15 protein-coding genes and 1 pseudogene are annotated in these 22,316 nt (G+C 42.4%); 7 read left to right on the forward strand and 9 right to left on the reverse strand.

The genetic code is table 11. The features are described from left to right. Positions 1–96: 96 nt before the first annotated feature. Positions 97–732 (reverse strand): DedA family protein, encoded by a 636-nt coding sequence (locus K1T76_RS00410; RefSeq protein ID WP_019837132.1) that lies wholly within the window; start codon positions 730–732, stop codon positions 97–99. Positions 733–877: 145 nt separating this feature from the next. Continuing rightward, positions 878–2,037 (reverse strand): IS3 family transposase gene (locus K1T76_RS00415; RefSeq protein ID WP_230243711.1). Its coding sequence is split into 2 segments (ribosomal slippage): positions 878–1,803 and positions 1,803–2,037, totalling 1,161 coding nucleotides; the frame shifts between segments, so codons are not numbered across the junction. Positions 2,038–2,238: 201 nt separating this feature from the next. Here K1T76_RS00415 and guaA point away from each other — a divergent pair. Next, entirely contained in the window at positions 2,239–3,807 is a 1,569-nt protein-coding gene (gene guaA, locus K1T76_RS00420) for a glutamine-hydrolyzing GMP synthase (RefSeq protein WP_230243712.1), read from the forward strand. Between the two features lie 235 nt (positions 3,808–4,042). Here the strand turns inward: guaA and K1T76_RS00425 are convergent, their stop codons facing one another. Then, on the reverse strand, positions 4,043–5,326 hold the full coding sequence (locus tag K1T76_RS00425) for a GGDEF domain-containing protein (protein WP_230243713.1): 1,284 nt from the start codon (positions 5,324–5,326) through the stop codon (positions 4,043–4,045). Between the two features lie 237 nt (positions 5,327–5,563). Between K1T76_RS00425 and K1T76_RS00430 the strand changes: the two genes are divergently transcribed. Next, a complete protein-coding gene (locus K1T76_RS00430; protein WP_230243714.1) occupies positions 5,564–6,511 on the forward strand; it encodes a pirin family protein in 948 nt (315 codons plus the stop codon). Positions 6,512–6,524: 13 nt separating this feature from the next. On the opposite strand, the pseudogene K1T76_RS00435 reads toward K1T76_RS00430, so the two are convergent. Then, positions 6,525–7,502, reverse strand: a pseudogene (locus tag K1T76_RS00435) (RNA-guided endonuclease InsQ/TnpB family protein); the annotation flags it as partial. Between the two features lie 18 nt (positions 7,503–7,520). Next, a protein-coding gene (locus K1T76_RS00440) for an IS4-like element ISAba1 family transposase (protein ID WP_114318428.1) occupies positions 7,521–8,611 on the reverse strand; the annotation gives its coding sequence in 2 pieces (ribosomal slippage) (positions 7,521–8,071 and positions 8,071–8,611; 1,092 coding nt in all). 732 nt (positions 8,612–9,343) lie between these two features. Between K1T76_RS00440 and K1T76_RS00445 the strand changes: the two genes are divergently transcribed. After that, entirely contained in the window at positions 9,344–9,991 is a 648-nt protein-coding gene (locus K1T76_RS00445; RefSeq protein WP_019837139.1) for a glutathione S-transferase, read from the forward strand. Positions 9,992–10,096: 105 nt separating this feature from the next. Here K1T76_RS00445 and K1T76_RS00450 read toward each other — a convergent pair whose 3' ends face one another. After that, positions 10,097–10,705: an SPOR domain-containing protein gene (locus K1T76_RS00450; RefSeq protein ID WP_230243721.1), complete on the reverse strand. Its 609-nt coding sequence runs from the start codon at positions 10,703–10,705 to the stop codon at positions 10,097–10,099. Between the two features lie 213 nt (positions 10,706–10,918). Beyond that, positions 10,919–12,709, reverse strand: a complete 1,791-nt coding sequence (gene argS / locus K1T76_RS00455) for an arginine--tRNA ligase (RefSeq protein WP_230243723.1) — start codon at positions 12,707–12,709, stop codon at positions 10,919–10,921. A gap of 195 nt (positions 12,710–12,904) precedes the next feature. Between argS and K1T76_RS00460 the strand changes: the two genes are divergently transcribed. Both K1T76_RS00460 and K1T76_RS00465 read left to right on the forward strand, forming a co-directional pair. Beyond that, positions 12,905–13,186, forward strand: coding sequence for a DUF2798 domain-containing protein (locus tag K1T76_RS00460; RefSeq protein WP_230243724.1), 282 nt, complete (start codon positions 12,905–12,907; stop codon positions 13,184–13,186). Between the two features lie 200 nt (positions 13,187–13,386). Next, complete coding sequence (locus K1T76_RS00465; protein ID WP_230243727.1) at positions 13,387–15,087, forward strand: NAD-dependent malic enzyme; 1,701 nt, start codon at positions 13,387–13,389, stop codon at positions 15,085–15,087. Between the two features lie 123 nt (positions 15,088–15,210). On the opposite strand, the gene K1T76_RS00470 is transcribed toward K1T76_RS00465, so the two are convergent. Together K1T76_RS00470 and K1T76_RS00475 are read right to left on the reverse strand one after the other, a co-directional pair. After that, positions 15,211–15,978, reverse strand: a complete 768-nt coding sequence (locus tag K1T76_RS00470; protein ID WP_230243729.1) for a hypothetical protein — start codon at positions 15,976–15,978, stop codon at positions 15,211–15,213. A gap of 535 nt (positions 15,979–16,513) precedes the next feature. Beyond that, the gene (locus K1T76_RS00475; protein WP_230243744.1) at positions 16,514–20,005 is read right to left on the reverse strand and encodes a hybrid sensor histidine kinase/response regulator; all 3,492 of its coding nucleotides are present in this window, start codon (positions 20,003–20,005) and stop codon (positions 16,514–16,516) included. A gap of 184 nt (positions 20,006–20,189) precedes the next feature. Between K1T76_RS00475 and K1T76_RS00480 the strand changes: the two genes are divergently transcribed. Next, positions 20,190–20,522 carry a DUF485 domain-containing protein gene (locus tag K1T76_RS00480; RefSeq protein WP_179990591.1) on the forward strand — a complete coding sequence of 111 codons (333 nt, stop codon included), beginning with the start codon at positions 20,190–20,192 and terminating at the stop codon, positions 20,520–20,522. Between the two features lies 1 nt (position 20,523). Further along, positions 20,524–22,233: a cation acetate symporter gene (locus K1T76_RS00485; RefSeq protein ID WP_230243746.1), complete on the forward strand. Its 1,710-nt coding sequence runs from the start codon at positions 20,524–20,526 to the stop codon at positions 22,231–22,233. Positions 22,234–22,316: the final 83 nt, after the last annotated feature.

A 22,316-nucleotide genomic window follows, 5' to 3' on the forward strand; every position in this document is an offset into this window, starting at 1 on the left:
TTAGAGCTCAATTTGCTGAGCTGAACAATCATCTCACTTGTTTTGAATAGATGAGGGCAGCGCTGTTCAACAGGCTTGCCCACAGAGTTATACAACTTAAGCAGGTTTTTTCTTGAGTTTTTGGCGAATAAAACCAATCACCCCAGGCAAAACACTTAAAATAATAATGCCGAAAATTAAATAGGTGAAATTGTCTTTCACAATTGGCATATTGCCAAACAAATAACCGAGTGTAATAAACGACGCGATCCAGCAAAAAGCGCCAACCACGTTATAGGTCAGGAAGTATTTATAATTCATGCTGCCCGCACCTGCTACAAAGGGTGCAAAGGTACGCGCAAAAGGCACAAAACGCGCAAAAATAATGGTTTTTCCTCCGTGTCGCTCAAAAAACTTTTGGGTTTCGATCAAATGTTTTTTATTGATAAAACGTGATTCCAGTTCAAAAACCCGTGGTCCGATATATTTACCAATATGATAATTCAGTGTGTCACCCAGTACCGCAGCAGTAAACAGTAAAATACCCAAAATCCAAGGATCCATCACTCCTGTCGATGCAGCCAGTGCGCCTGCCGCAAACAATAAACTATCGCCAGGTAAAAACGGCATAACCACCAAGCCTGTTTCTACAAAAATAATCAGGAATAAAATAGCGTAAATCCATACCCCATATTGGGTGATGAATTCGAGCAAATGCTCATCGACGTGCAAGATAAAATCAATCAGTTCCATGGGAAAAAACAAGCGAAAGTGTGCTCAAATCCTAGCAGTCTAGACGTTGAAAGTCAGTATAAAAAGTAAATAATTATTAGAGGAATTTAGGAGTAATTAATTACATTCTTGGCTGTGTTCTAAAAATGCAACAGTTTATCTGATCCTAGACAGTATCGTGGACAACAAATCCCTCTAAATTCTTAAAATATTTCTGTTCAAAGGCTTCTGGGCTTAACCAGCCGTTTGCGGAATGCCTTCTGACCCGATTGTAATAAATCTCAATATAGTCAAACAAGACTGTATTCGCTTCTTTTCGAGTGGCAAACACACTGCCATGGACCACATGACCTTTCAATGTATGAAAGAAGCTTTCGGTCACTGCATTATCCCAACAGTTTCCCCTGCGTGACATACTTTGAACGCAGTTATTCGTCAATAATAGCGCCCTAAAATCACGACTACAGTACTGTGAGCCTTGGTCCGAATGCACCATGACACCCATTGGATACCCCTGACGAGCCATTGCATAATGAAACGCATCACACACCAATTGACGGTCTATTCGATGGCTGGTTTGCCAACCGACAATACGACGGCTGAATAGATCCAGCATCACACACAAATACAGCCAACCTTGCTTAGTACGGATATAGGTAATATCCGTTGTCCAGATCTTATTGGGTTCATTGACCGTAAATTGACGATCCAACAAGTTAGGCGCTGTAGGCAAACGATGGTTTGAATCAGTCGTATACTTGTATTTACGTGCAATCCTGCTACATAAACCAAGCTTTTTAAGCATTCTTCCAACGGTTCGTTCGCTCATGCTGTAACCTAAATCATGCATGTCATGTACCAATGAAGGTGCACCCAATCGTGCATGATGCTGCCAATATACGGCTTTTAAATCATTATATTTCTGCGCTGGATTGGCCTGGCGTTTTCGCCAGGCATAATAGCCTGAAGTGCTGACACCCAGGCATTGACAGGCAGAAGATACAGTGACTTCATTCACATCCAGATCTTGAATTACCGTGTACTTTTCTTGGCATGATCTGTCAGAAAGTACACATGCGCTTTTTTTAAGATGTCATTGGCTTCCCTGAGCTGTTTGACTTCTTTCTCTAATTCTAAGATCCGCTGTTGTTCTGGTGAAAGTTGACGTTTGCTTGAACCTACTGGATTGGCTTCACGAATCCATTTGTCTAAAGTTGAATAACCCACACCTAATTTCTGGGCGATTGCAGCTATAGGTTCATGGGAGTTTGAAAGTGCATAATCAATCGCTTGCTGTTTAAATTCAGGACTAAAACGTTTAGCCATTTCTTGAATCTCCAAAGATTAAAGTTACGTTATCTTTAGAGGGACGTGCTGTCCATTATTTTGGCTAGGATCAATCTCACTTGGGCGGATCATCTATAGAAAAAAATATCCAGATTCAGCATTGTCTGAATAGTGTGCGCAAGGCGTGGAAAAATGCTAGAATAGCGCGCTTAATTCGTTTGCCTTTCATAGTTGTTTGTCATGACTACCAATACTCAAATTACTGAAGATCGTATCCTGATTCTGGATTTCGGTTCGCAATATAGTCAGCTTATCGCGCGTCGTGTGCGTGAAGCGGGCGTATATTCTGAAATGTATGCCTACGATATGTCGGAAGCAGACATTCGTGCATTTAATCCAAATGGTATTATCTTATCGGGTGGACCTGAAAGTGTTCACCAAGCGGGTAGTCCACGTGCACCTGAAATTGTATTTAACTTAGGCGTACCTGTATTGGGGATCTGCTATGGTTTACAGACCATGTCAGAACAATTGGGCGGTAAAGTTGAAGCAGGTACAGTGCATGAATTCGGTTATGCCGAAGTGGATATTTTGGTACGTGACAAACTGATTGGTAACTTGCAAGACCGTGAAAACCAATTGCATGTTTGGATGAGCCATGGCGATAAAGTGGCACGCATTCCAGAAGGCTTCCAAATTACTGCAAGCACGCCAAGCTGCCCAGTGGCAATGATTTCTGATGAAACCCGACGTTTCTATGGCATTCAGTTCCACCCAGAAGTGACACACACTGCTAAAGGTGCAGAATTATTGTCTAACTTTGTACATCAAATTTGTGGATGTCGCGGTTTATGGACACCAGAACACATCATCGACCTGCGCGTAGAACAATTACGTCAGCAAATTGGCGATGAAAAAGTATTGCTAGGTTTGTCTGGTGGCGTAGACTCTTCTGTGGTTGCTGCATTGTTGCATAAAGCCATTGGCGATCAATTAACGTGTGTGTTTGTAGACAACGGCTTATTACGCTTGAACGAAGGCGATCAAGTGATGCAAATGTTTGCAGAAAACATGGGTATTCGCGTGATTCGTGCCGATGCAGAACAACGCTTCTTGAGCGCGTTGGCAGGTGAAGTTGATCCTGAGAAAAAACGTAAAATCATTGGTCGTGAATTTATTGAAGTTTTCGCCGAAGAAGCACGTAAACTCGATGGCGTGAAATTCTTGGCACAAGGTACGATTTACCCAGACGTGATTGAATCTGCAGCCAGCAAACAAGGCAAGGCACACGTGATTAAATCACACCACAACGTGGGCGGTTTACCAGAAGATTTAGCTTTTGAATTGGTTGAACCTTTACGTGATTTATTTAAAGATGAAGTGCGTAAACTCGGCACGACTCTAGGCTTGCCACACAGCATGATTTACCGTCATCCATTCCCAGGTCCAGGTTTGGGCGTGCGTATTTTGGGTGAGGTGAAAAAAGAATATGCAGACATTTTACGTTTAGCCGATGACATTTTCATGCAGGAATTGCGTGCAAGTGGTTGGTATGACAAAACGGCACAAGCATTTGCAGTATTCCAGCCTGTGAAATCTGTGGGTGTCGTGGGTGATGGTCGTCGTTATGCATGGGTGATTGCACTTCGTGCCGTAGAAACAGTGGACTTTATGACAGCACGTTTCGCACACTTACCGTACGATTTAGTCGACAAAATCTCTACCCGTATCATGAATGAAATTGCAGACGTTTCACGTGTGACTTACGACGTATCGTCTAAACCACCTGCAACAATTGAATGGGAGTAATTCAGGCACGAAGCACTGCTTCGTGCCTGAATTACGCCATGAACCCATTTTAAAGCACGGCTTTTTAAATGGGTGCAAGATGCCCGCGACAGTTGGGACTTCACGAAGCACTGCTTTTAAAATAGGCGCAAGATCCATGTGATAACAGGGTTAAGCACCGCTTTTAAACGCACTCTAGCCAGAAACCCAAAAAATGAGCACGTAATGTGCTCATTTTTTATATCAATTAGATCATTCAGGATTTAACTTCTTTTTTTAAAATCGGTTCGGGTGGCTCAGACATTCCTACATCATAACTGATCACGCAATTACGTCCGCTTTGTTTGGCTTGGTAAAGTGCGAGGTCGGCTTCCTTAATCAACAGTTGTAAGTCAGTTTGTTGTGGTTTTAAACTCGATACACCAATCGACACGGTGAAATTAAAGCACTTATTGCCTATACACATTTGATGCTGTGCAATTTTTTGTCTTAAACGCTCAGAAATCATCATTGCTTCATCTAAACTGGTTTCGCTGAGCAGAGCAATAAACTCTTCGCCACCAAAGCGTGCCAAAATATCTTTACGACGCATTTCTTTACGTGCAATTTCAGCAATATTTTGCAGCACCCGATCTCCAACATCATGCCCATAGGTATCATTAATGTGTTTAAAGAAATCTACATCAAACATCAATAAACAGCTCGAATTCGATTTAGGCCATTTGTGAACTTTATGTTCCGCCATGTGCACAAATTGCCGACGGTTATTCAGTTGTGTCAGTTCATCGGTATGGGCTAAGGCTTGCAGGGTATGGAAATTCCAGTCATCCAGCAAACTGCGTAAAAAGTGGTGGCGCGCATTGAGGGTATTGCTCCAGCTAATATACAAACTGAGTAGCCACATGGGGATATAGACCACCATAAAAATGAGTGCATCTTGTAGGGTTGTTAAGGAGACGGCACTTAGAAAAATCAGCACACTCATGAGCAATGAGTTATACAGTGCAGGTCGGAAACGTACCTGAATACACAGATTGGCCATCACCACAAAAATAACCGCAGCATAAAGATAGTAGCCGACCCATGGACTGTGTGATTGCGACAAAATATAAAACCAGACACCGCAACACAGTGTGGCGCTGATGGGTAAGATTAAATCTAAAAGCTGAATGTCTTTGACATATTTAAAGCAAAAATAATTACCTACCAATGCAAGAGTTACGGCAAACACACGAATAATGCCTGAAAGCAGACTGACGTCTGGAATCACAAAATAATCGACAAAGAAATACAGTAAGAAAACCATTTGCCCAATGTAATTGACCTGACGTAAATAACGACGTTGATGTAAATATTGGTATTGGTCAAAGTGGGGTTCAAATTTTGGTGGGAGAGGCGCAGTCGGGTGCTGCAATGCTGTTTCAATTGCCTGTCGGTTTTCCAGATCGCATTCGGTCACTTTTAATAATTTGGCTGAAGCTTCTTGGTCGCTTAAAACTTTCGAATGAAACTGTTGTCCCATTCGAGCTTTCACAGACATTACGAGATTTACCCAAAATAACAACTCACACCCAAATTATGCCCAAAATGTTGAAAAATTGACCTCCCTAAATTTGGGTATTTTCTGCATTTTTTTAAATTTTCGGTCAAAACTGACAATTCAGTCATCTATTTGATTAACACGTACTTGTGCAACAAATAGGGTCTTGCCCTTGAGTATCAATTTAGCGTATTTAATAGTAAAAGAATCAAAAGCTTTAGCTTTAAGGAGCACAGGATGAGCAATAGCAACTATACCGAGCTCTCCAATTCAGACGATTGCGACAAGTACGTCAAGCAATTTATACAGGAATTTCCGCTGCGTAATGCTGAAATTGGACAGGGGACTTTAATCAAACGTGCCCTACCGAGTCGACATAAACGCATGATTGGCGCATGGTGTTTTCTAGATCATGCAGGCCCTGTGAGTTTTCCGCAAGGTGAAGGTTTAGATGTTGGCCCACATCCACATATTGGTCTGCAAACCTTTACTTGGATGATTGAAGGGACAATCATGCACACCGATAGTTTGGGCACCAAGCAGCTGATTCGTCCGAAACAGGTCAATTTAATGACCGCAGGTTATGGCATTTCGCATACTGAAGTTGCGCCTGAAACTGAAACCCGTATGCATACCGCTCAGTTGTGGATTGCATTACCTGATGATCAGCGCAATATGGCACCGCGCTTTGACCATTACCCTGACTTGCCTGTGGTACACCAAGATGGTTTGGAATTTACCATTTTGGTGGGTGAATTTTTAAAGACGACATCACCTGTACGCGTGCATAGTGACTTGCTCGGGGTGGATATTAGCGCAAGCATATCGAGTAAAACCTGTTTAGCACTCAATCCTAAATTTGAATATGGTTTGATGATGTTAGCCGGAACAGCAACATTGCATGGGCATGAACTGACCGATGAAAATATGTTACTGCTTGAACCTGGGTTGACTGAAATTGAATTGCATGTCCATGCAGGTGCACGGCTATTACTTTTAGGTGGTTTGCCGTTTGAGTCGCACATTTTGTTATGGTGGAATTTGGTCGGAAGAACCCATGAAGAATTAGAACTTGCTCGGGAGCAATGGGTCAATCAAGATCCGCGTTTTGGTTCAATTCCAGATTATGACGGACCACGTTTAGAAGCACCGACTTTTCCCGCAAGAATTCGGGCATCGAGTTGACATACTCCCCGACCTAAAGGACGGAGATTCCTACTGCTAGACGCTCATGTCCGAGCGCAAGAATATTCAGTGCGGAATTTACATCCCGATCATGGAGCGTACCGCACTCCACACACTGCCATTCTCTTATTCCAAGTCCTGCTCTACCTTTCGGACTACTATAGCGTGAGCCACAGCACGAGCAAGTCTGGGTGGTATAGGCTTCATTGACCTCTTCATACCATACCCCTGCGTTCTCGCATTTATACTTGAGCATGGTTTTTAGCGCAGAAAACCCTGTATCCAAAACAGACTTTGCCATCTTGGTTTTTACAAGTTTTTTTGCACTCAAGTCACCTACAACAATTAGTGCATTGTCTTTGACAAGCATAGTGCTTGCCTTATGCAAATGATCTTTACGACAGTTTGCAATCTTAGCGTGTAATGCACGTACACGCTTTTTATTTTTTGCTCGTTGAGCAGCAGCTAATTTCTGTTCGTACTTGCGATAGAACTTAGGATTTGAAATGACTGTACCATCAGAACAGGTAGCAATATCTTTTAAACCTAGATCAATACCTATGGCTTTGCTTGACGTTGGCTTAGCTTGCTTTGGTGAATCTATAACAAGACAAACATACCAACGTCCACGACTATCTTCTACGAATGAGCCTGTTTTGATATTGTATTTACTTAATCCGTAACTATCCCATAGTTTAAATTGATGTTTACCATATTGAACATAGCCATCAGCATATTTGATTGCAACCTTTTTAAACGGTATCCAACCTAATGAACGTCTAGCTGATTTTTTATTACTGACACGCCATTTTAGTTTTGCTTTTTTGAATTGCTTGCGTCTTGTGACCAATTCTTCTGTCACTGCCTGAATAGTTTGACTGTGCAAGTTGCATTCTTTCGATGTGCCTTTGGTGTATTTTGCAATATCGTATGCTGAAAAGAATTGTTGTTTTCTTTGAAGATGTTTAAAACACAAATCATTGACATAATTCTCTGTACACGACAAATTTCACAGAACCCTTATCCTATCAGGATTCTGCTTTCTTAAAATTGCCAAAATTTCCTTAAACTCTTCTTTTTTCCCAAAACCAATTAAACGCTGAATCGCCATTTGAACATAGTCTAAACCATAGCGAAATAAACTCATTGAGAGTCGTCCATGCTTCTTTATTTTTATCGCTTTTTTTTGATCATGTTGCCATTCACCCGTTAAGTAACACCAACAGAAGCTTATAGCTAACACCGCAATCAATTTTTTCACTCGTCTAGGGTCTGTCAAGCGCGTATTTTCAAGATTAAACCCGCGTCCTTTGAGACAACTGAATAAGGTTTCAATTTCCCAGCGTAATGCATAATCCTGAATAGCATTGGCATTAAACTGAGGAGAAACGACGAGTAAAAGCTCTCCATTTTCTAACTGTAGTGCACTTATATATAGTTTCACCCGACCAACCAAAATCCGTCGTTTACGACATTCAATTTGACCAACTTTAAGATGGCGAAATAAATCACTAATTTTATGATTCTTTCCTAAATGATTGGTGACAATGAAGTTTTTTTAACACGAATGCAGAAGTTGATGTCTTGTTCAATTAACCATGTAAACCACTGCTCACCGATAAACTCTCTGTCTGCGAACACATTCACAATACGGTCTTTACCAAAAATGGCTATAAAGCGTTGAATCAAAGCAATACGCTCTTTCGTATCTGAATTTCCACGTTTATTAAGCAATGTCCAAAGGATAGGTATCGCTATTCCACGATAAACGATTGCGAGCATCAGGATATTAATATTTCGTTTTCCCCATTTCCAATTGGTTCTATCTAAAGTCAGTTGCACTTGGTCGAATGAAAACATATTGAAAATCAACTGAGAAATTTGACGATAATCAAAATACTGACCTGCAAAGAAGCGCTGCATACGTCGATAAAATGATTGTGGTAAGCACTTGATGGGCAAGGCTTTAGATGCAGAAGAAAGATTACATGTTTGCTTTAAAATAATCACAAGCATGATGAGCGCAAAGCACTTTAAATGTGACTTGTTCCATTTTAGAGATTTGTTTAAGATAAGATATAACTCATTGAGATGTGTCATAGTATTCGTCGTTAGAAAACAATTATTGTGACATTATTTCAATGAGTTATCTATTTTTGTCGTGTACAGAGGACATAATTCCAGACAAAATTTACTTCGGATGCTAACTGATTTAGCACCTTGCAATGTTTGTCTTTTATGCGTAATTTGAGTGTCTTCATCCAATTATTTTAACAATATTTTTCTTAATAGTGACTATAGTACAAGTATTTAAAAAGACATTTCGTGTCGTTAATATGGTTTACTCCAGTCGCTTATATCCTCGTGCTGAACCACGAGGTTTTACGCTCCAGTGGATAAATTTTAGTAAAGTAGTTTGAAAGAGGGAAAGCAGCTGACAAAGATTGGAAAAGTACAGCTACACAGTTTAGAGACAGCCTAGCAAAGTCAACTACTGTAAAGCGGACAGCATCAATTTATTGTGGATGGGCCTGAGTCTTTGGGTGATCCTGATATAGGTCCCGCTGCTATGATTTGCTTTGTAGAGCTCTACTCACCTGCACTATGATTACCTTGCGTATGTAATCACAGCATAAGAGATTAGATGTTAGCAAATTTCAAGTTGAGGCTCATTTACGCAGTATGGAGACTCGTACTGAGTTTGGTTAAACATAGGTTGAATCCATCTCTTACAAATAGCCCTCTAGGACAGATCTTTTTTTATAATGTTGATTCAAATATAAGCGTACAATCACTCAAAAACATAGGCAATAAAACAAAATAGGACGTTTTATGATTACTTTACACCACCTTGATCAATCCCGCTCTTTCCGCATTTTATGGGCCCTTGAAGAGCTGGGCTTAGACTATGATATCAAGTTTTATCACCGTCAGCCCAATTTTAGTGCGCCCAATGAATTGAAGCTGATTCACCCATTGGGTAAAGCGCCAATTTTAACTGATGCAGAGCAGACCATTGCAGAATCTGCAGTAATTTTGGAATACTTGCAGCAGCATTATGATTTGCAAGCGCAGTTTCAACCGCAGCAGACTTCTGCACAGCAAGCCTATCAATACTGGATGCATTATGCCGAAGGTTCATTAATGCCATTGTTAGTAATGCAGTTGGTATTGACCAAAGTGCCACAGCAAGTGCCATGGTTAGTTCGACCAGTAGCAAACAAAATTAGTGCAGGTATTAAAGCAGGATTTATTCAACCTCGTTTAAAAGATCATATTGCCTATTTGGAAGCTTATCTGTCCGAACATGATTATTTTGCAGGCGATTTTTCTTTTGCTGATATTCAAATGAGTTTCCCACTTCAGGCACTGCAAAGTCGTACAGGGCACCGTTATCCACAGATTGCAGCATATTTGGCACGTGTAGAAAAGCGTCCTGCATTTCAATCTGCACGCGAACGTGAGCAGCAATTATTGTAACAACACTCGCGATGTTTCTTATGCGTATAAGATTTTGTATCCTTTAAAAAAGATGCCGTGGTATCTTTTTTAAGTGATTTTAATCTATTGATAACCGCACCAGGCTTAGCGTTTCACTACAATCGAATCAATGCCACTATGCTGCAGAGTCTGCTGGGCAATCACTGCTGCTTCTGCTGAGTCATAAGGCCCTGAAATCACACGATACCATGTTTCGCCGCCGTCGGTACTTTTCACTACATCAGCAGATAAACCATTCAAAATAATTTCAGCACGACGTGCATCGGCAGCATCTGGGTCGGTGTAGCTGCGAACTTGCAAAATATAGCTGGCTTTGACCACAGGAGCAGGCATTTCGGTTAAACCAACATCGGCTTCACTGGCAGCTGTTGCTTCTATCGCAGCAGGTGCTTCAACAATAACTACGCTCTTTTGTTGCTGTGTTTCAGGAACCGCTTGCTCAGGAATAGGCGTGACCTGTTGCTGAGGTAGCAAATCGTAAAAACGATAGTCTTTGTTGGTATCTTCTTGATAATGCTCTGAACTGATTTGACCCTTAGGTTGCACAGGTGCCCACGGTCTCCAAAGCATTAAACCCACAGCAAAACACAACAGTACTAAAACGACCACGAGCGTGCCTAACCACGCAGGAATCAGTGGTTTTTTGGGCTTATTGGGGCGCTCAGATACACCGCGTTGCGTTTTTCCAAACACGAGGAAACCTCTTTATTGTCATCAATACCAGAAACTTATTTTGGGTCACTTTATTTTGTATGTTGCCTGAATAAATTTAAGCAACATACGATCAAGATAAAGAATCGCTTTGCAAAGTTCAAGCATTGCAAAGCGAGAAACACATCAGTGTTGAGATCACGATCTCAAGCATCAATTTTCAGTCTTACGACCCTCAACGTGTTGCTCAGTGAATTACATCGTTTCAGGTGCAGAAACGCCCAATAACTCTAAGCCATTGCGCAAGACTTGTTGCACGTTAACTGAAAGCAATAAACGCGCCTGAGTCAAGGCTGTATCATCATTCAGCACTTTATGCTCGTTGTACCAACCATGGAACAAGGCAGCTAATTCTTTCAAGTAGTTACCTACCTGATGCGGTTCGTGGCTGTTGGCAGCACGCACTAAAATTTCAGGGTAGGCTGCCAATTTGGCTAAAATTTCAGTTTCAGCATCTAGCTCAAGTTTTGCAGCAAATTGACGTGCCTCGGCAGCATCAAAATTGAGCTGTAATGCCGCCGCTTTTTCGAGCATACGACAAATACGCGCATGTGCATATTGAATGTAGTACACTGCATTGTCTTTACTTTGCGAAACGGCTAAGTCTAGGTCAAAGTCAATATGTTGTTCAGATTTACGCATCACATAATAGAAACGCGCAGCATCGTTACCAACTTCTTTACGCAAGTCACGTAAGGTCACGTATTGACCCGAGCGAGATGACATTTGCACCATCTCACCGCCACGCCATAGGCTCACGAACTGCACCAACAGCACGGTGAGTTTTTTCGAGTCATAGCCGAGCGCGTCAATCGCCGCTTTTACACGTGAAATATAACCGTGGTGATCTGAACCCCAGATATCAATTAGGTCCGTATAGCCACGTTGTAATTTATTTAGGTGATAAGCAATGTCTGAAGCAAAGTAAGTGGTTTGACCATTACGGCGTTTCACTACACGGTCTTTTTCATCGCCAAATTCAGTTGATTTAAACCAGATATTGCCGTCTTGTTCGTACAGATAACCACGTTGGTCCAGGGTTTGCAGGGCTTCATCAATTTTTTCAGTCAATGATGCTTCGCTAAACCATTGGTTAAAGGTCACGCCAAACTCGCCCAAGTCATCTTTAATGTCGGCCAAAATGGCGTTCAAGGCCGCTTGGTGGAACACGCGATAGTCATTGCCCAAAAGGTTTTGTGAATTGAAGATCAAACCATCAATGTGTTTTTCTTTATCGCCCGATAGCACTACTTTGTTGCCATCGGCATCGGGTTCTGCCGCATATTGCACATCTTCAGGTACATTGTGATATACATCTGCAACAGGGCGAACGTGGCGTTCACCATCTTGTTTTAAAATGCTTTGTGCAATGTCTTTGACATAGTCACCTTGGTAAGCATTTTTCGGGAAAACTAGAGTTTGTCCAGCCAGTTCCAAATAACGTAAATAAGTCGAAGTCGCCAAAATATCCATTTGACGGCCTGCGTCGTTGACATAGTATTCACGCTCAACTTTGGCACCTGTCGCTTCAAGTAAGTTAGCAACGGTCATGCCATAAGCCGCACCACGACCATGTCCTACGTGCAGGCTTGAAGTTGGGTTGGCAGAAACGAATTCGACCTGAATACGTTTTTGCGCATTGATTTGGCTGCGACCAAAATTTTGTTGTTGTGCTTGAATTTGATCTAAAACGCTAAAACGTTGATCGGCATTTAAAAAGAAGTTAATAAAACCTGGGCCTGCAATTTCTGCTTTGCTGATATCCGCCACTTCAGGCAGAGCAGCAAGAATTTTTTCGGCTAAATCGCGCGGCTTCATACCCGCAGCTTTAGAGGCAATCATGGCAATATTCGATGCGAAATCGCCGTGGCTGCGGTCTTTGGTACGGGTTAAATTACTCGTATTGTTCCAGTCAGATGGGAGTACACCTTCAGCTTGAAGGGATTGCACTGCATGCTCGAGCGCTGCTTGTATTGCCGTATTCATATTGAGTCGAAAAATAGATGTGCAGAAAAACGCTAAATATAGCAAATTTCAGGGGCTTTAGGGGAATGCAATTGTATGCTTTATCGAATTTTGCGGTGGGTGGATCTAAAGAAATAGATTGCCTGAAAAATCATCCTTTCTCTAAGCAATTCATGGCATAGTATCCGCCAATAACGTCAGGCAAAAGGCGATGGCATGAAACAACGTGCAATGATTTTTGGCAATGTACCCAAGTTACCTATGAAATGGACCACTGTGGTGATTCCTTTCTTTTTATCGTGTTTGATGAGTGGCATCATTTCCTTTATCAATATGATTCGTAATTTAGGCTGGATGGATGGTTTTTTTGCACTCTGGTTCAATAACTGGATGATTTCTTGGGCATTTGCTTTTCCAGTGGTGCTGTTTGTTTTGCCAATGGTACGTAAATTCGCTAGCCTGATTGTCGATATGTCACCTTTACAGCCACCGAAATAATCGTGATCTGTTCTCTGTTTAGGTTGATTCAAAGAACGTAGTACTCAAAAACATACGGTTATCAGAAATAAAAATCATTCAGATTTGGTTATCAAACTTCTAAATGCCTCCTCTACTGCAAAAGGAGCTAAGCTAGTCAGATGTCTGATGGTGTATCTCAATCCATGCGCCATTCGCAACTGATTAAAATGAGATGAACAATGACCACCGCAAATCTGCAGCAAAAACGTCCTTTATATATTCCCTATGCTGGCAACAGCCTTTTAGAACTGCCTTTATTAAACAAAGGTTCTGCATTTTCTGAAGAAGAACGTACTCGTTTTAACCTGCATGGTTTAATTCCGCATGTAATTGAAAATATTGAAGAGCAAACCCAGCGTTCTTATCAGCAATATTGTTCTTTTAGTGATGCCATCAACAAACATATTTATTTACGCAATATTCAAGACACCAATGAAACCCTGTTTTATCACTTAATCGAGCAGCATTTGAGTGAGATGATGCCGATTATTTATACCCCAACGGTGGGTGAGGCATGTCAGCGTTTTTCCGATATTTATCGCCGTCATCGTGGTATTTTTATTTCGTACCCTGACCGCGCCCACATTGACGATATTGTGCAAAACATCAATAAAAAGAATGTCAAAGTGATTGTGATTACAGATGGAGAGCGTATTTTAGGTCTGGGTGATCAGGGCATTGGTGGCATGGGCATTCCAATTGGGAAACTGTCTTTATATACCGCTTGCGGTGGTATTAGCCCTGCCTATACCTTGCCCATTACCCTCGATGTTGGTACCAATAACCCACAATTGCTGAATGACCCAATTTATATGGGCTGGAATCAGCCGCGTATCAATGGTGAGGAATATTATCAATTTGTTGATCAAGTGCTTGATGCGGTGAAACGTCGCTGGCCAAAGGCTTTAATTCAATTTGAAGATTTTGCTCAGAAAAATGCCATGCCGTTATTAAACAAATATCGTGATCAAATTTGCTGTTTTAATGATGATATTCAGGGTACGGCAGCAGTTTCTGTGGGCAGTTTAATTGCAGCATCACGGGCTGCAGGCAAACAATTGAAAGATCAAACCATTGCCTTTTTGGGCGCAGGTTCGGCAGGTTGTGGTATTGCCGAGCAAATTGTGGCGCAAATGGTGGTCGAAGGTCTAAGCGATGCTGAAGCGCGCGCTCGCATATTTATGGTAGACCGTTATGGCTTGTTTACCGATAATCAGCCGAACTTACTCGACTTCCAAAGCAAACTGGCACAAAGCACGGAACGTGTCACAGGTTGGGGCAATGCAGAAGGCATTATTTCATTATTGGATGTGATTCAGCATGCTAAACCAACCGTGTTGATTGGCGTGTCTGGGCAACCGGGTTTATTTACTCAAGAGATCATTCAAGCTTTGGCCGCCAACTGCGAGCGTCCAATTGTATTGCCACTTTCGAATCCAACCTCACAAGTCGAAGCGTTTCCTGCCGATATTTTGGAATGGACGGAAGGTAAGGCACTGATTGCCACAGGCAGTCCATTTGAGCCAGTGAATTATCAGGGCAAAATTTATAATATTTCGCAGTGCAATAACTCTTATATTTTCCCGGGCATTGGTTTAGGCGTGATTGCTGCAGGTGCAACGCGGGTGACTGATAGCATGCTCATTGCATCAAGTAATGCTTTGGCAGATTGTTCACCATTGCTAAAAGACCCGAATGCAGATTTGTTGCCAGATTTAAATGAAATTCAGCAAGTTTCTAAGTTTATTGCTTTTAAGGTGGCAAAAGCAGCAATGGATGCAGGCGTTGCACCTGTGTTAGATGACGAAGCTTTACAACAGGCAATTGAAGCGAATTTCTGGAAGCCTGAATATCGTGATTATAAGCGTGTGACGTTTTAAGCAAAAATCAATTCGTATTGTTAATCAAATAAAAACAAGGCGTGCCAATTGCACGCCTTGTTTTATTAGGAACGGTAATGGATGTGTGATGTGATCATTTGGAATCTAAGTCTTCAACTGACCTTAAGCAATATAGTTCTGCTTTGGATTTAAATCGGCACAATTCAAAGGATTTAAGGCACATTGCAACTCATCAATTTGTTGCTCACTGACATAGCCTTGTCTAATCAGGTATTTCGCAACGCGGTCATCTCTCAGGCTTAAAAACGCAGCATCGTACACGCCTAAATCGACAAATAAGGCTGCAGTTTCAAGACTATTAAAACGGTCTAAATATACGTCATTGCCATACAGTAGAAAAATATGTTCAGTGGGTGCATGCGCATCGACCTTTAAGCGTTCGGCCAGTTCAAAAGGTGCGGTTTTAATGAACAGTAAATCGGACAATTCATCAAATTGAGCTGTATCGAGTTGTGCTTCATCTGTTTTGACTTTGCCTAACCATGCTTTAAAGACCAATACAGCACCACCACGTAATAACATACTCCAAATATGTTGGCGTGTGCTTTGATCTAAGCCTTCTGCTTCTTGTTCCAAAACATCCAGTAATTGCTGCTCTTGTGCTGCAAGCTTGTCAAACAGACCTAAACCTTGTGGTTGATATGCGGCAGGACGAAACACATCAAAATTGAGTTCCTCAAAAACTTGCAGGGCTAAGGGCACTGCGGTTTGATACAGGGTATTTAGTGCTTGTAGGTGGGGAGCTTGGAGCTTGCTGTTTTGAAACAGACGATCCCAATGAATTTCGGGCAAAATCGCATTCACGCCATATTGACGATGGAGTTGCTGTGTTTGTTCTGCAAGCTGCTGTTCAGAGTTCACGGTATTCATGAGATTCTTCCTAAAACGTGAAAATAGGTCGATCAACGCTGATGGGGCGAGCATTTTATTTGGATGTGGTTTAGAGATGAACGCGCTGATCATTTCTTGTACTTAGTTATGCGCGTAGATCATCAACGAGTGTATAAGACTAAAGTCTAATAAGAGCGAGTCCGCTTGGAAAAGCCTTTATAAAATCGCCAATTAAAAAAATTGTAAGCAAGTTTGGGTGTATTTGCTTACAACTTCGTAAGGCTTTGCCATAGTGAATCTGATCATGATATTTAATGTGAATTGTATCGAATTAGAACCGAGTGTTTTTGAAAGCTTTGGTCAATTGATGTGCCGGATCAGGTCAATTACTGTCAATATTCACAGCACATGTGTTGGATTTTCACTGTACCTATATTTCACTATGTAAAGTGAAGTCTTGTCATCAGACTGCTAAATGTAACCAAACCAGAAAATGTAACTAGTTTAGTGCGCTCATCGCAGTTTTATCTCTGAGAGATGAACGCCAAAATTAAACCAAAGCCAGATAGCTGAATCAAGTGGCTGAAATTTTCAGACCCGATAACCAAGAGCGCAGTGATGCTGGTTTTAACGGTTTTTTCAGCAGGATGATATTGAGGTCTTTTAAACGCTGTGGCAATTCTGGATCAGAGTCTGCTGTAATTAACGCCACAGGAACATCAGCCTGACGATGTTCCAAAATGAAATCTAAACCGATTTTATCGTCATTTAAGTGCTGATCGATTAACCAAACTTGAATATGCTCACGTTGAATCAACTCAATTGCTTGTTCAGGTTCGGTGGCTTTAAATACATGATAGCCCCATTTACTTAGTAGAGTCGCCATACCTTCCAAAATGGTTTCATCATTGTCTAAACATAAAATCTTGTAGGCTTTGGATTTCAATGGCACCACTTGCACAGGTGCCGCCACCACTTTTGGTGCTTCGACAATCGGCACTTCAATCATAAAGCATGAGCCTTTGCCCAATTCTGAATAGACATGCACAGGGTAGTTCAATAAACGGGTCATACGATGCACAATCGCCAATCCAAGACCTAGACCTTGCTCACCCCAAGGTGAAGTATGTCCACAACGCTCAAATTCCTGAAACAGTTTAATACGTTGTTCTTCGGCAATACCTGGACCTGTATCCCACACCCCAATCCGAATATGTTGTAGTTGTTCTGCAGAACGTAATACCCCAACCACCACACGCCCTTTGGCGGTATAGCGCAGCGCATTGCTGACAAAGTTTTGAATAATACGACGAATCCATTGCGGGTCAGTGTCAATCCAGAACTGTACATCATGCACACGAAATTCAATGCCACGTTGTGCCGCAATAGATTTAAATTGCAAGCTTAAATCACTCAGTAAGTCATGTAATGGATAAGCCTGACGTTTCGGCTGAATCGTACCGCCTTCCAAACGGGCAATATCCAGCAAGGCCGAAATCATACTTTCTGCACCATGCAAGGCACGATCCAGTTGCTGTAAGGTTTTACGGTCTTCATCGGATTGAATGCTTTGTTCTAAAGCCGTGCTGAACAAGCGTGCCGCATGCATCGGCTGTAATAAGTCATGACTGGCAGCGGCAATAAAGCGGCTTTTGGACATATTGGCTTTGTCGGCTTGTTCGCGTGCCAATTGCTGCTCGGCCAAAGCATCGGCCAATTGTTGCGTGCGATCTTGTACCCGTGCTTCAAGTATCGCTTCGTTTTCACGGAAGGAGGTAATATCGGCAAAGGTGGTCACGAAACCACCACCTTCAATTGGATTACCACGCATTTGAATCACACGACCATCTTTACGAATGCGTTCAAATTCATGTGCGCTGCCCAGTTTCATCCAGTGAATACGCTTACGCACGTGTTCTTCAATCGAGCCCGGGCCACATTCACCCCGTTCTGCGTTATAGCGAATCAAGTCGGCAATTGGGCAACCGACATAGACAATATCTTTAGGATAATCAAATAATTTAAGGTATTGATTATTCCATGCCACCAAACACATATTTTCATCGACCACACTCACGCCTTGGGTCATGTGGTCAATCATGGTCATGATTAGGTTTTGGTTAAAGCGCTGCCATTGCGAGGCTTGGTCAAGAATGTTCGCAACTTGCCCTAAAGCGAGTCCATTATTGACCATGGCGGTGGTGAGTAAGGTACGCGCAGATGCCGCACCAATGGTGCCTGCCAAATATTGTTCGGTGAAACGCCACCACATGCCATTGGCGTTTGCGTTTTCATTCAGCACCACATTATTTTGCTGACTAAACTGCTCAAAGGCTTGTCTGGCTGGAGATTCGCCTGTAATGCGTTTTGCAAGTGTGATTAAATCGCCTACTTTTAATCGTGCGACATCCTGATGTGAATAGCTGACCTCATTACTCATGTTCTGAGTTGGTAAAGGTTTGGTCTCATAATAAAAAAAACTTTCGGCCTGAATTTGTTCTGCCACACTTGGGCGAAAAATACGTGACACCCAAATGTATAACAATATATTTAAACCGAGCGCCCAAACGACCCCGTGTGTGAGCGGTGCAAAAGATTCAAAGCCAAGCAAGGCTTCAGGGCGTAACCAGTTGATGCCCAAAGGCCCCAGCAATAAAAATTCACGGGTAAACTCGCTGAACTGACTTGGCAGGCTGCGTAAAATAGTCGGAAGTAGCAGGGTATAGGCCCACATCGCAAAACCAACAATTAAGCCTGCATAAACGCCCTGTTTACTGCCACCACGCCAATATAACCCCCCAATCAGGGCAGGGGAGAATTGCGCCACTGCACTAAAGGCCAGCAAACCAAACACAGAAAGCTGATCAATATCGTTAAAGAAATTGAAGAACAGGAAGCCAAGCAGCATCACCGCTAAAATACAAATGCGTCGGGTGACTTTCAACACCAAAGGCAAACGCTTGTCATGGCGTGAAAAAATGCCCATGCGCCACAAGGCAGGCATGATCAGGTCATTACTTAGCATGATTGACAGGGCTACCGAAGATACCAACAGCATGCCTGTCGAGGCGGAGAATCCCCCCAAGAACGCTAACAGCGTCAGCCAGTCCTGGTTATAGCTAAGTGGTAAAGACAATACCGCCACATCGGGGATGGCTAAATATTGCGGAGCTGCATGCAAAGCCCAACTGGCAATGGGAACAATCGCAATGGTGGTTAAAATCAGATAAACGGCAAACCAACGACGCGCACCTCGAATATGTTTTTCATCGCGCAGTTCGACCACAGCAACGTGAAACTGACGCGGCAAACAAATTATCGCTAAGGCCGCCAATAAGGTTTGCACCCAGAAGGTTTCAGGCACCCCAAACAGCTGCACTTCATGAAAGGTAGTAGAGACATCATTGGCAATTTGGTGAATATTGTCGGGCGCTTCAAATATAAAGAAGAAAGCCACAGCAAGAAGGGCAAATAATTTGACAAAGGATTCAAAGGCAACCGCGAGCATTAAACCGCCGTGTTGTTCGGTATTGGCAATTTGTCGGGTACCAAATAGCATCGCTAAAATAGCCAATAAACCTGTGAGGAATAACACCGCATTGGTGGTACTTTCGACATTATTGCTTTGATCCAAAATCACTGCGGCACTAAGCGCAATTGCACGTAATTGCAGAGCCAAATAAGGAATAATTGCAATCACTGCCAAAATTGTGACCAGTGATGCCAGAGGTCCACTTTTCCCATAACGTGCGGCAACAAAGTCAGCAATAGATGAAATGGCATGGTGTTGTCGTACGCGACCTAAACGTCGCCAAATATCATAACCAACAGCGACAAACAGTAATGGTCCTAAATAAATCGGTAAAAAAATGATCCCTTCACGAACGGCTGCGCCCGTTGCGCCATAAAAAGTCCATGATGAACAGTACACCCCTAAAGTTAAGCTGAACATGAGCATGCGCCCACGTGAGCTTAAACGACTGGCATGTTTTTCCCCATAGAAAGCACAAATAAAAAGTAATGCGATATAGAGGGCTAAAACCCCCATAATGAGCCAGCTGTTCATGATGCCTTAAAAGTATCGACAATAGGGCTATGATAGCCTATTCCATAGCCTTTGCGCTGAGGTTGATCATTTTTTAGCGACCAAAGTCTAAATTGCAAATGAGGCTCAACATTGTTAATTTTAAGTTCGAAATAATTCGAATTAAAAATTTGCGCCTAAGGCAGGGCGCTTTAAGGAGCAGGTTATGGATGAGGTACAAGTAGAACGTATTCTACAAAACCCAAAATTCAAAGAAATGGTTCGCAGAAAAAGTAACCTAAGCTGGACATTAACAGCAATCATGTTGTTTGTGTACGTAGGTTTTATGCTTTTAGTGGGCTATAACAAAGAATTTTTATTGAGTTCAATTTCTGGCGGTGTGACGACTTGGGGTATTCCACTGGGTCTGGGCATTATCGTTTTATCTTTCATTTTATGTGCGGTTTACGCATCAATTGCAAATAGCAAACTTGACCAATTGAATGAAGAAGCGATGCGTGAAGTTGAAGCAATTACACATGAGAAAGGACCGCACTAAGATGAAATGGAATTCATTGAAAGCACTGGCTGTGTCTACTGTATTTATGTCAGGTATGGCATTTGCAGGACCAGATTTAGGTGCAGCAGAACAGCAGCCAACCAACTGGCCAGCAATTATTATGTTCTTGATTTTCGTTGGCGCAACTTTGTTCATTACTAAATGGGCAGCGAAGCAAACCACGAACACGAAGGACTTCTATACCGCAGGCGGTGGTATTTCTGGTTTCCAAAATGGTCTAGCGATTGCAGGTGACTATATGTCAGCAGCATCGTTCCTCGGTATTTCTGCAATGGTGTTTATGTCAGGCTTTGATGGCTTGCTATACTCACTGGGCTTCATGGTGGGCTGGCCAATCGTATTGTTCTTGATTGCTGAACGTTTACGTAACTTAGGGAAATATAACCTTTCTGACGTGGTCTCGTTCCGTTTATCTGAAAAGCCAGTACGTACCCTTGCAGCATTCAGTTCGCTTGTTGTGGTTGCGTTCTATCTGATTGCACAAATGGTAGGTGCGGGTCAGTTAATCAAACTTCTCTTTGGTTTGAACTACAACCTGGCAGTAGTAATCGTGGGTCTACTCATGATGGCTTACGTAATGTTCGGTGGTATGTTGGCAACAACTTGGGTACAGATCATCAAAGCGGTGATGTTACTTTCAGGTGCAACTTTCATGGCCTTCATGGTAATGAAAGGTGTGGGCTTCAGCTTCACGAACATGTTCGAGCAATCGATCCAAGTCTTCTCTAAAGTACATGACTTGAGCTTGGCAGATGCTGCAAACATTATGGGTCCTGGTAAATTAGCGTCTAATCCAATTGATGCGATTTCACTTGGTCTGGCGTTAATGTTCGGTACAGCAGGTTTACCACACATCTTGATGCGTTTCTTCACAGTAAAAGACGCGAAAGAAGCACGTAAATCAGTAGTTGTAGCAACAGGTTTCATTGGTTACTTCTACCTATTAACCTTCATCATTGGTTTTGGTGCGATCCTTTATGTATCAAACAACCCACAATTCCTTGATGTTGCGAAAATGGCAGTAACTGGCAAGTTAGAACTTGTTGGTGGTAACAACATGGCTGCGGTGCACTTGTCTGATGCGGTTGGCGGTGACTTGTTCATGGGCTTCATTTCTGCAGTAGCATTCGCAACAATTCTTGCGGTAGTTGCTGGTTTGACATTGTCTGGTGCTTCAGCAATCTCTCACGACTTGTATGCTAACGTATTCAAGAAAGGTCAAACGACACCTGAATCTGAACTTCGCATGTCTAAAATTGCAACTTTAGGCTTAGCAATCTTCGCAATGATCTTGGGTATTCTTTTCGAGAAACAAAACGTTGCGTTCATGGTCGGTTTAGCATTCTCTGTAGCAGCATGTGCCAACTTCCCAGTACTTGTATTGTCTATGTTCTGGAAAGGCTTAACGACTCGCGGTGCAGTGATTGGTGGGGTAGCAGGCTTAGTTTCAGCAGTAACCTTGATTGTATTGTCTAAAGCAGTTTGGGTAGATACGCTGCAAATTTCTGACACACCAATCAACCCATTCAATGGTCCTGCGATCTTTGCAATGCCACTTTCATTCTTCTGCTGCTGGTTGTTCTCTATCACTGACAACTCTGCGCAAGCACAAGCTGAACGTAAAGCATTCGATGCACAGTTCGTACGCTCACAAACTGGTATTGGTATCTCAGGTGCATCTGACCACTAAGGTCTGAAACACTATAAAAAAGTCCCAGTCATGGGACTTTTTTTATGTCTGTCTGTTGGCTAGGGTAAGCATACCGATAAATA

Source organism: Acinetobacter sp. PW68 (assembly GCF_020982655.1).
GTDB classification, from domain to species: domain Bacteria; phylum Pseudomonadota; class Gammaproteobacteria; order Pseudomonadales; family Moraxellaceae; genus Acinetobacter; species Acinetobacter towneri_A.

Coding starts and splice junctions, on each gene's coding strand:
- K1T76_RS00410 (WP_019837132.1), bottom strand. CDS start 732: ATGGAACTGATTGATTTTATCTTGCACGTCGATGAGCATTTGCTCGAA.
- guaA (WP_230243712.1), top strand. CDS start 2,239: ATGACTACCAATACTCAAATTACTGAAGATCGTATCCTGATTCTGGAT.
- K1T76_RS00425 (WP_230243713.1), bottom strand. CDS start 5,326: ATGTCTGTGAAAGCTCGAATGGGACAACAGTTTCATTCGAAAGTTTTA.
- K1T76_RS00430 (WP_230243714.1), top strand. CDS start 5,564: ATGAGCAATAGCAACTATACCGAGCTCTCCAATTCAGACGATTGCGAC.
- K1T76_RS00445 (WP_019837139.1), top strand. CDS start 9,344: ATGATTACTTTACACCACCTTGATCAATCCCGCTCTTTCCGCATTTTA.
- argS (WP_230243723.1), bottom strand. CDS start 12,709: ATGAATACGGCAATACAAGCAGCGCTCGAGCATGCAGTGCAATCCCTT.
- K1T76_RS00460 (WP_230243724.1), top strand. CDS start 12,905: ATGAAACAACGTGCAATGATTTTTGGCAATGTACCCAAGTTACCTATG.
- K1T76_RS00465 (WP_230243727.1), top strand. CDS start 13,387: ATGACCACCGCAAATCTGCAGCAAAAACGTCCTTTATATATTCCCTAT.
- K1T76_RS00470 (WP_230243729.1), bottom strand. CDS start 15,978: ATGAATACCGTGAACTCTGAACAGCAGCTTGCAGAACAAACACAGCAA.
- K1T76_RS00475 (WP_230243744.1), bottom strand. CDS start 20,005: ATGAACAGCTGGCTCATTATGGGGGTTTTAGCCCTCTATATCGCATTA.
- K1T76_RS00480 (WP_179990591.1), top strand. CDS start 20,190: ATGGATGAGGTACAAGTAGAACGTATTCTACAAAACCCAAAATTCAAA.
- K1T76_RS00485 (WP_230243746.1), top strand. CDS start 20,524: ATGAAATGGAATTCATTGAAAGCACTGGCTGTGTCTACTGTATTTATG.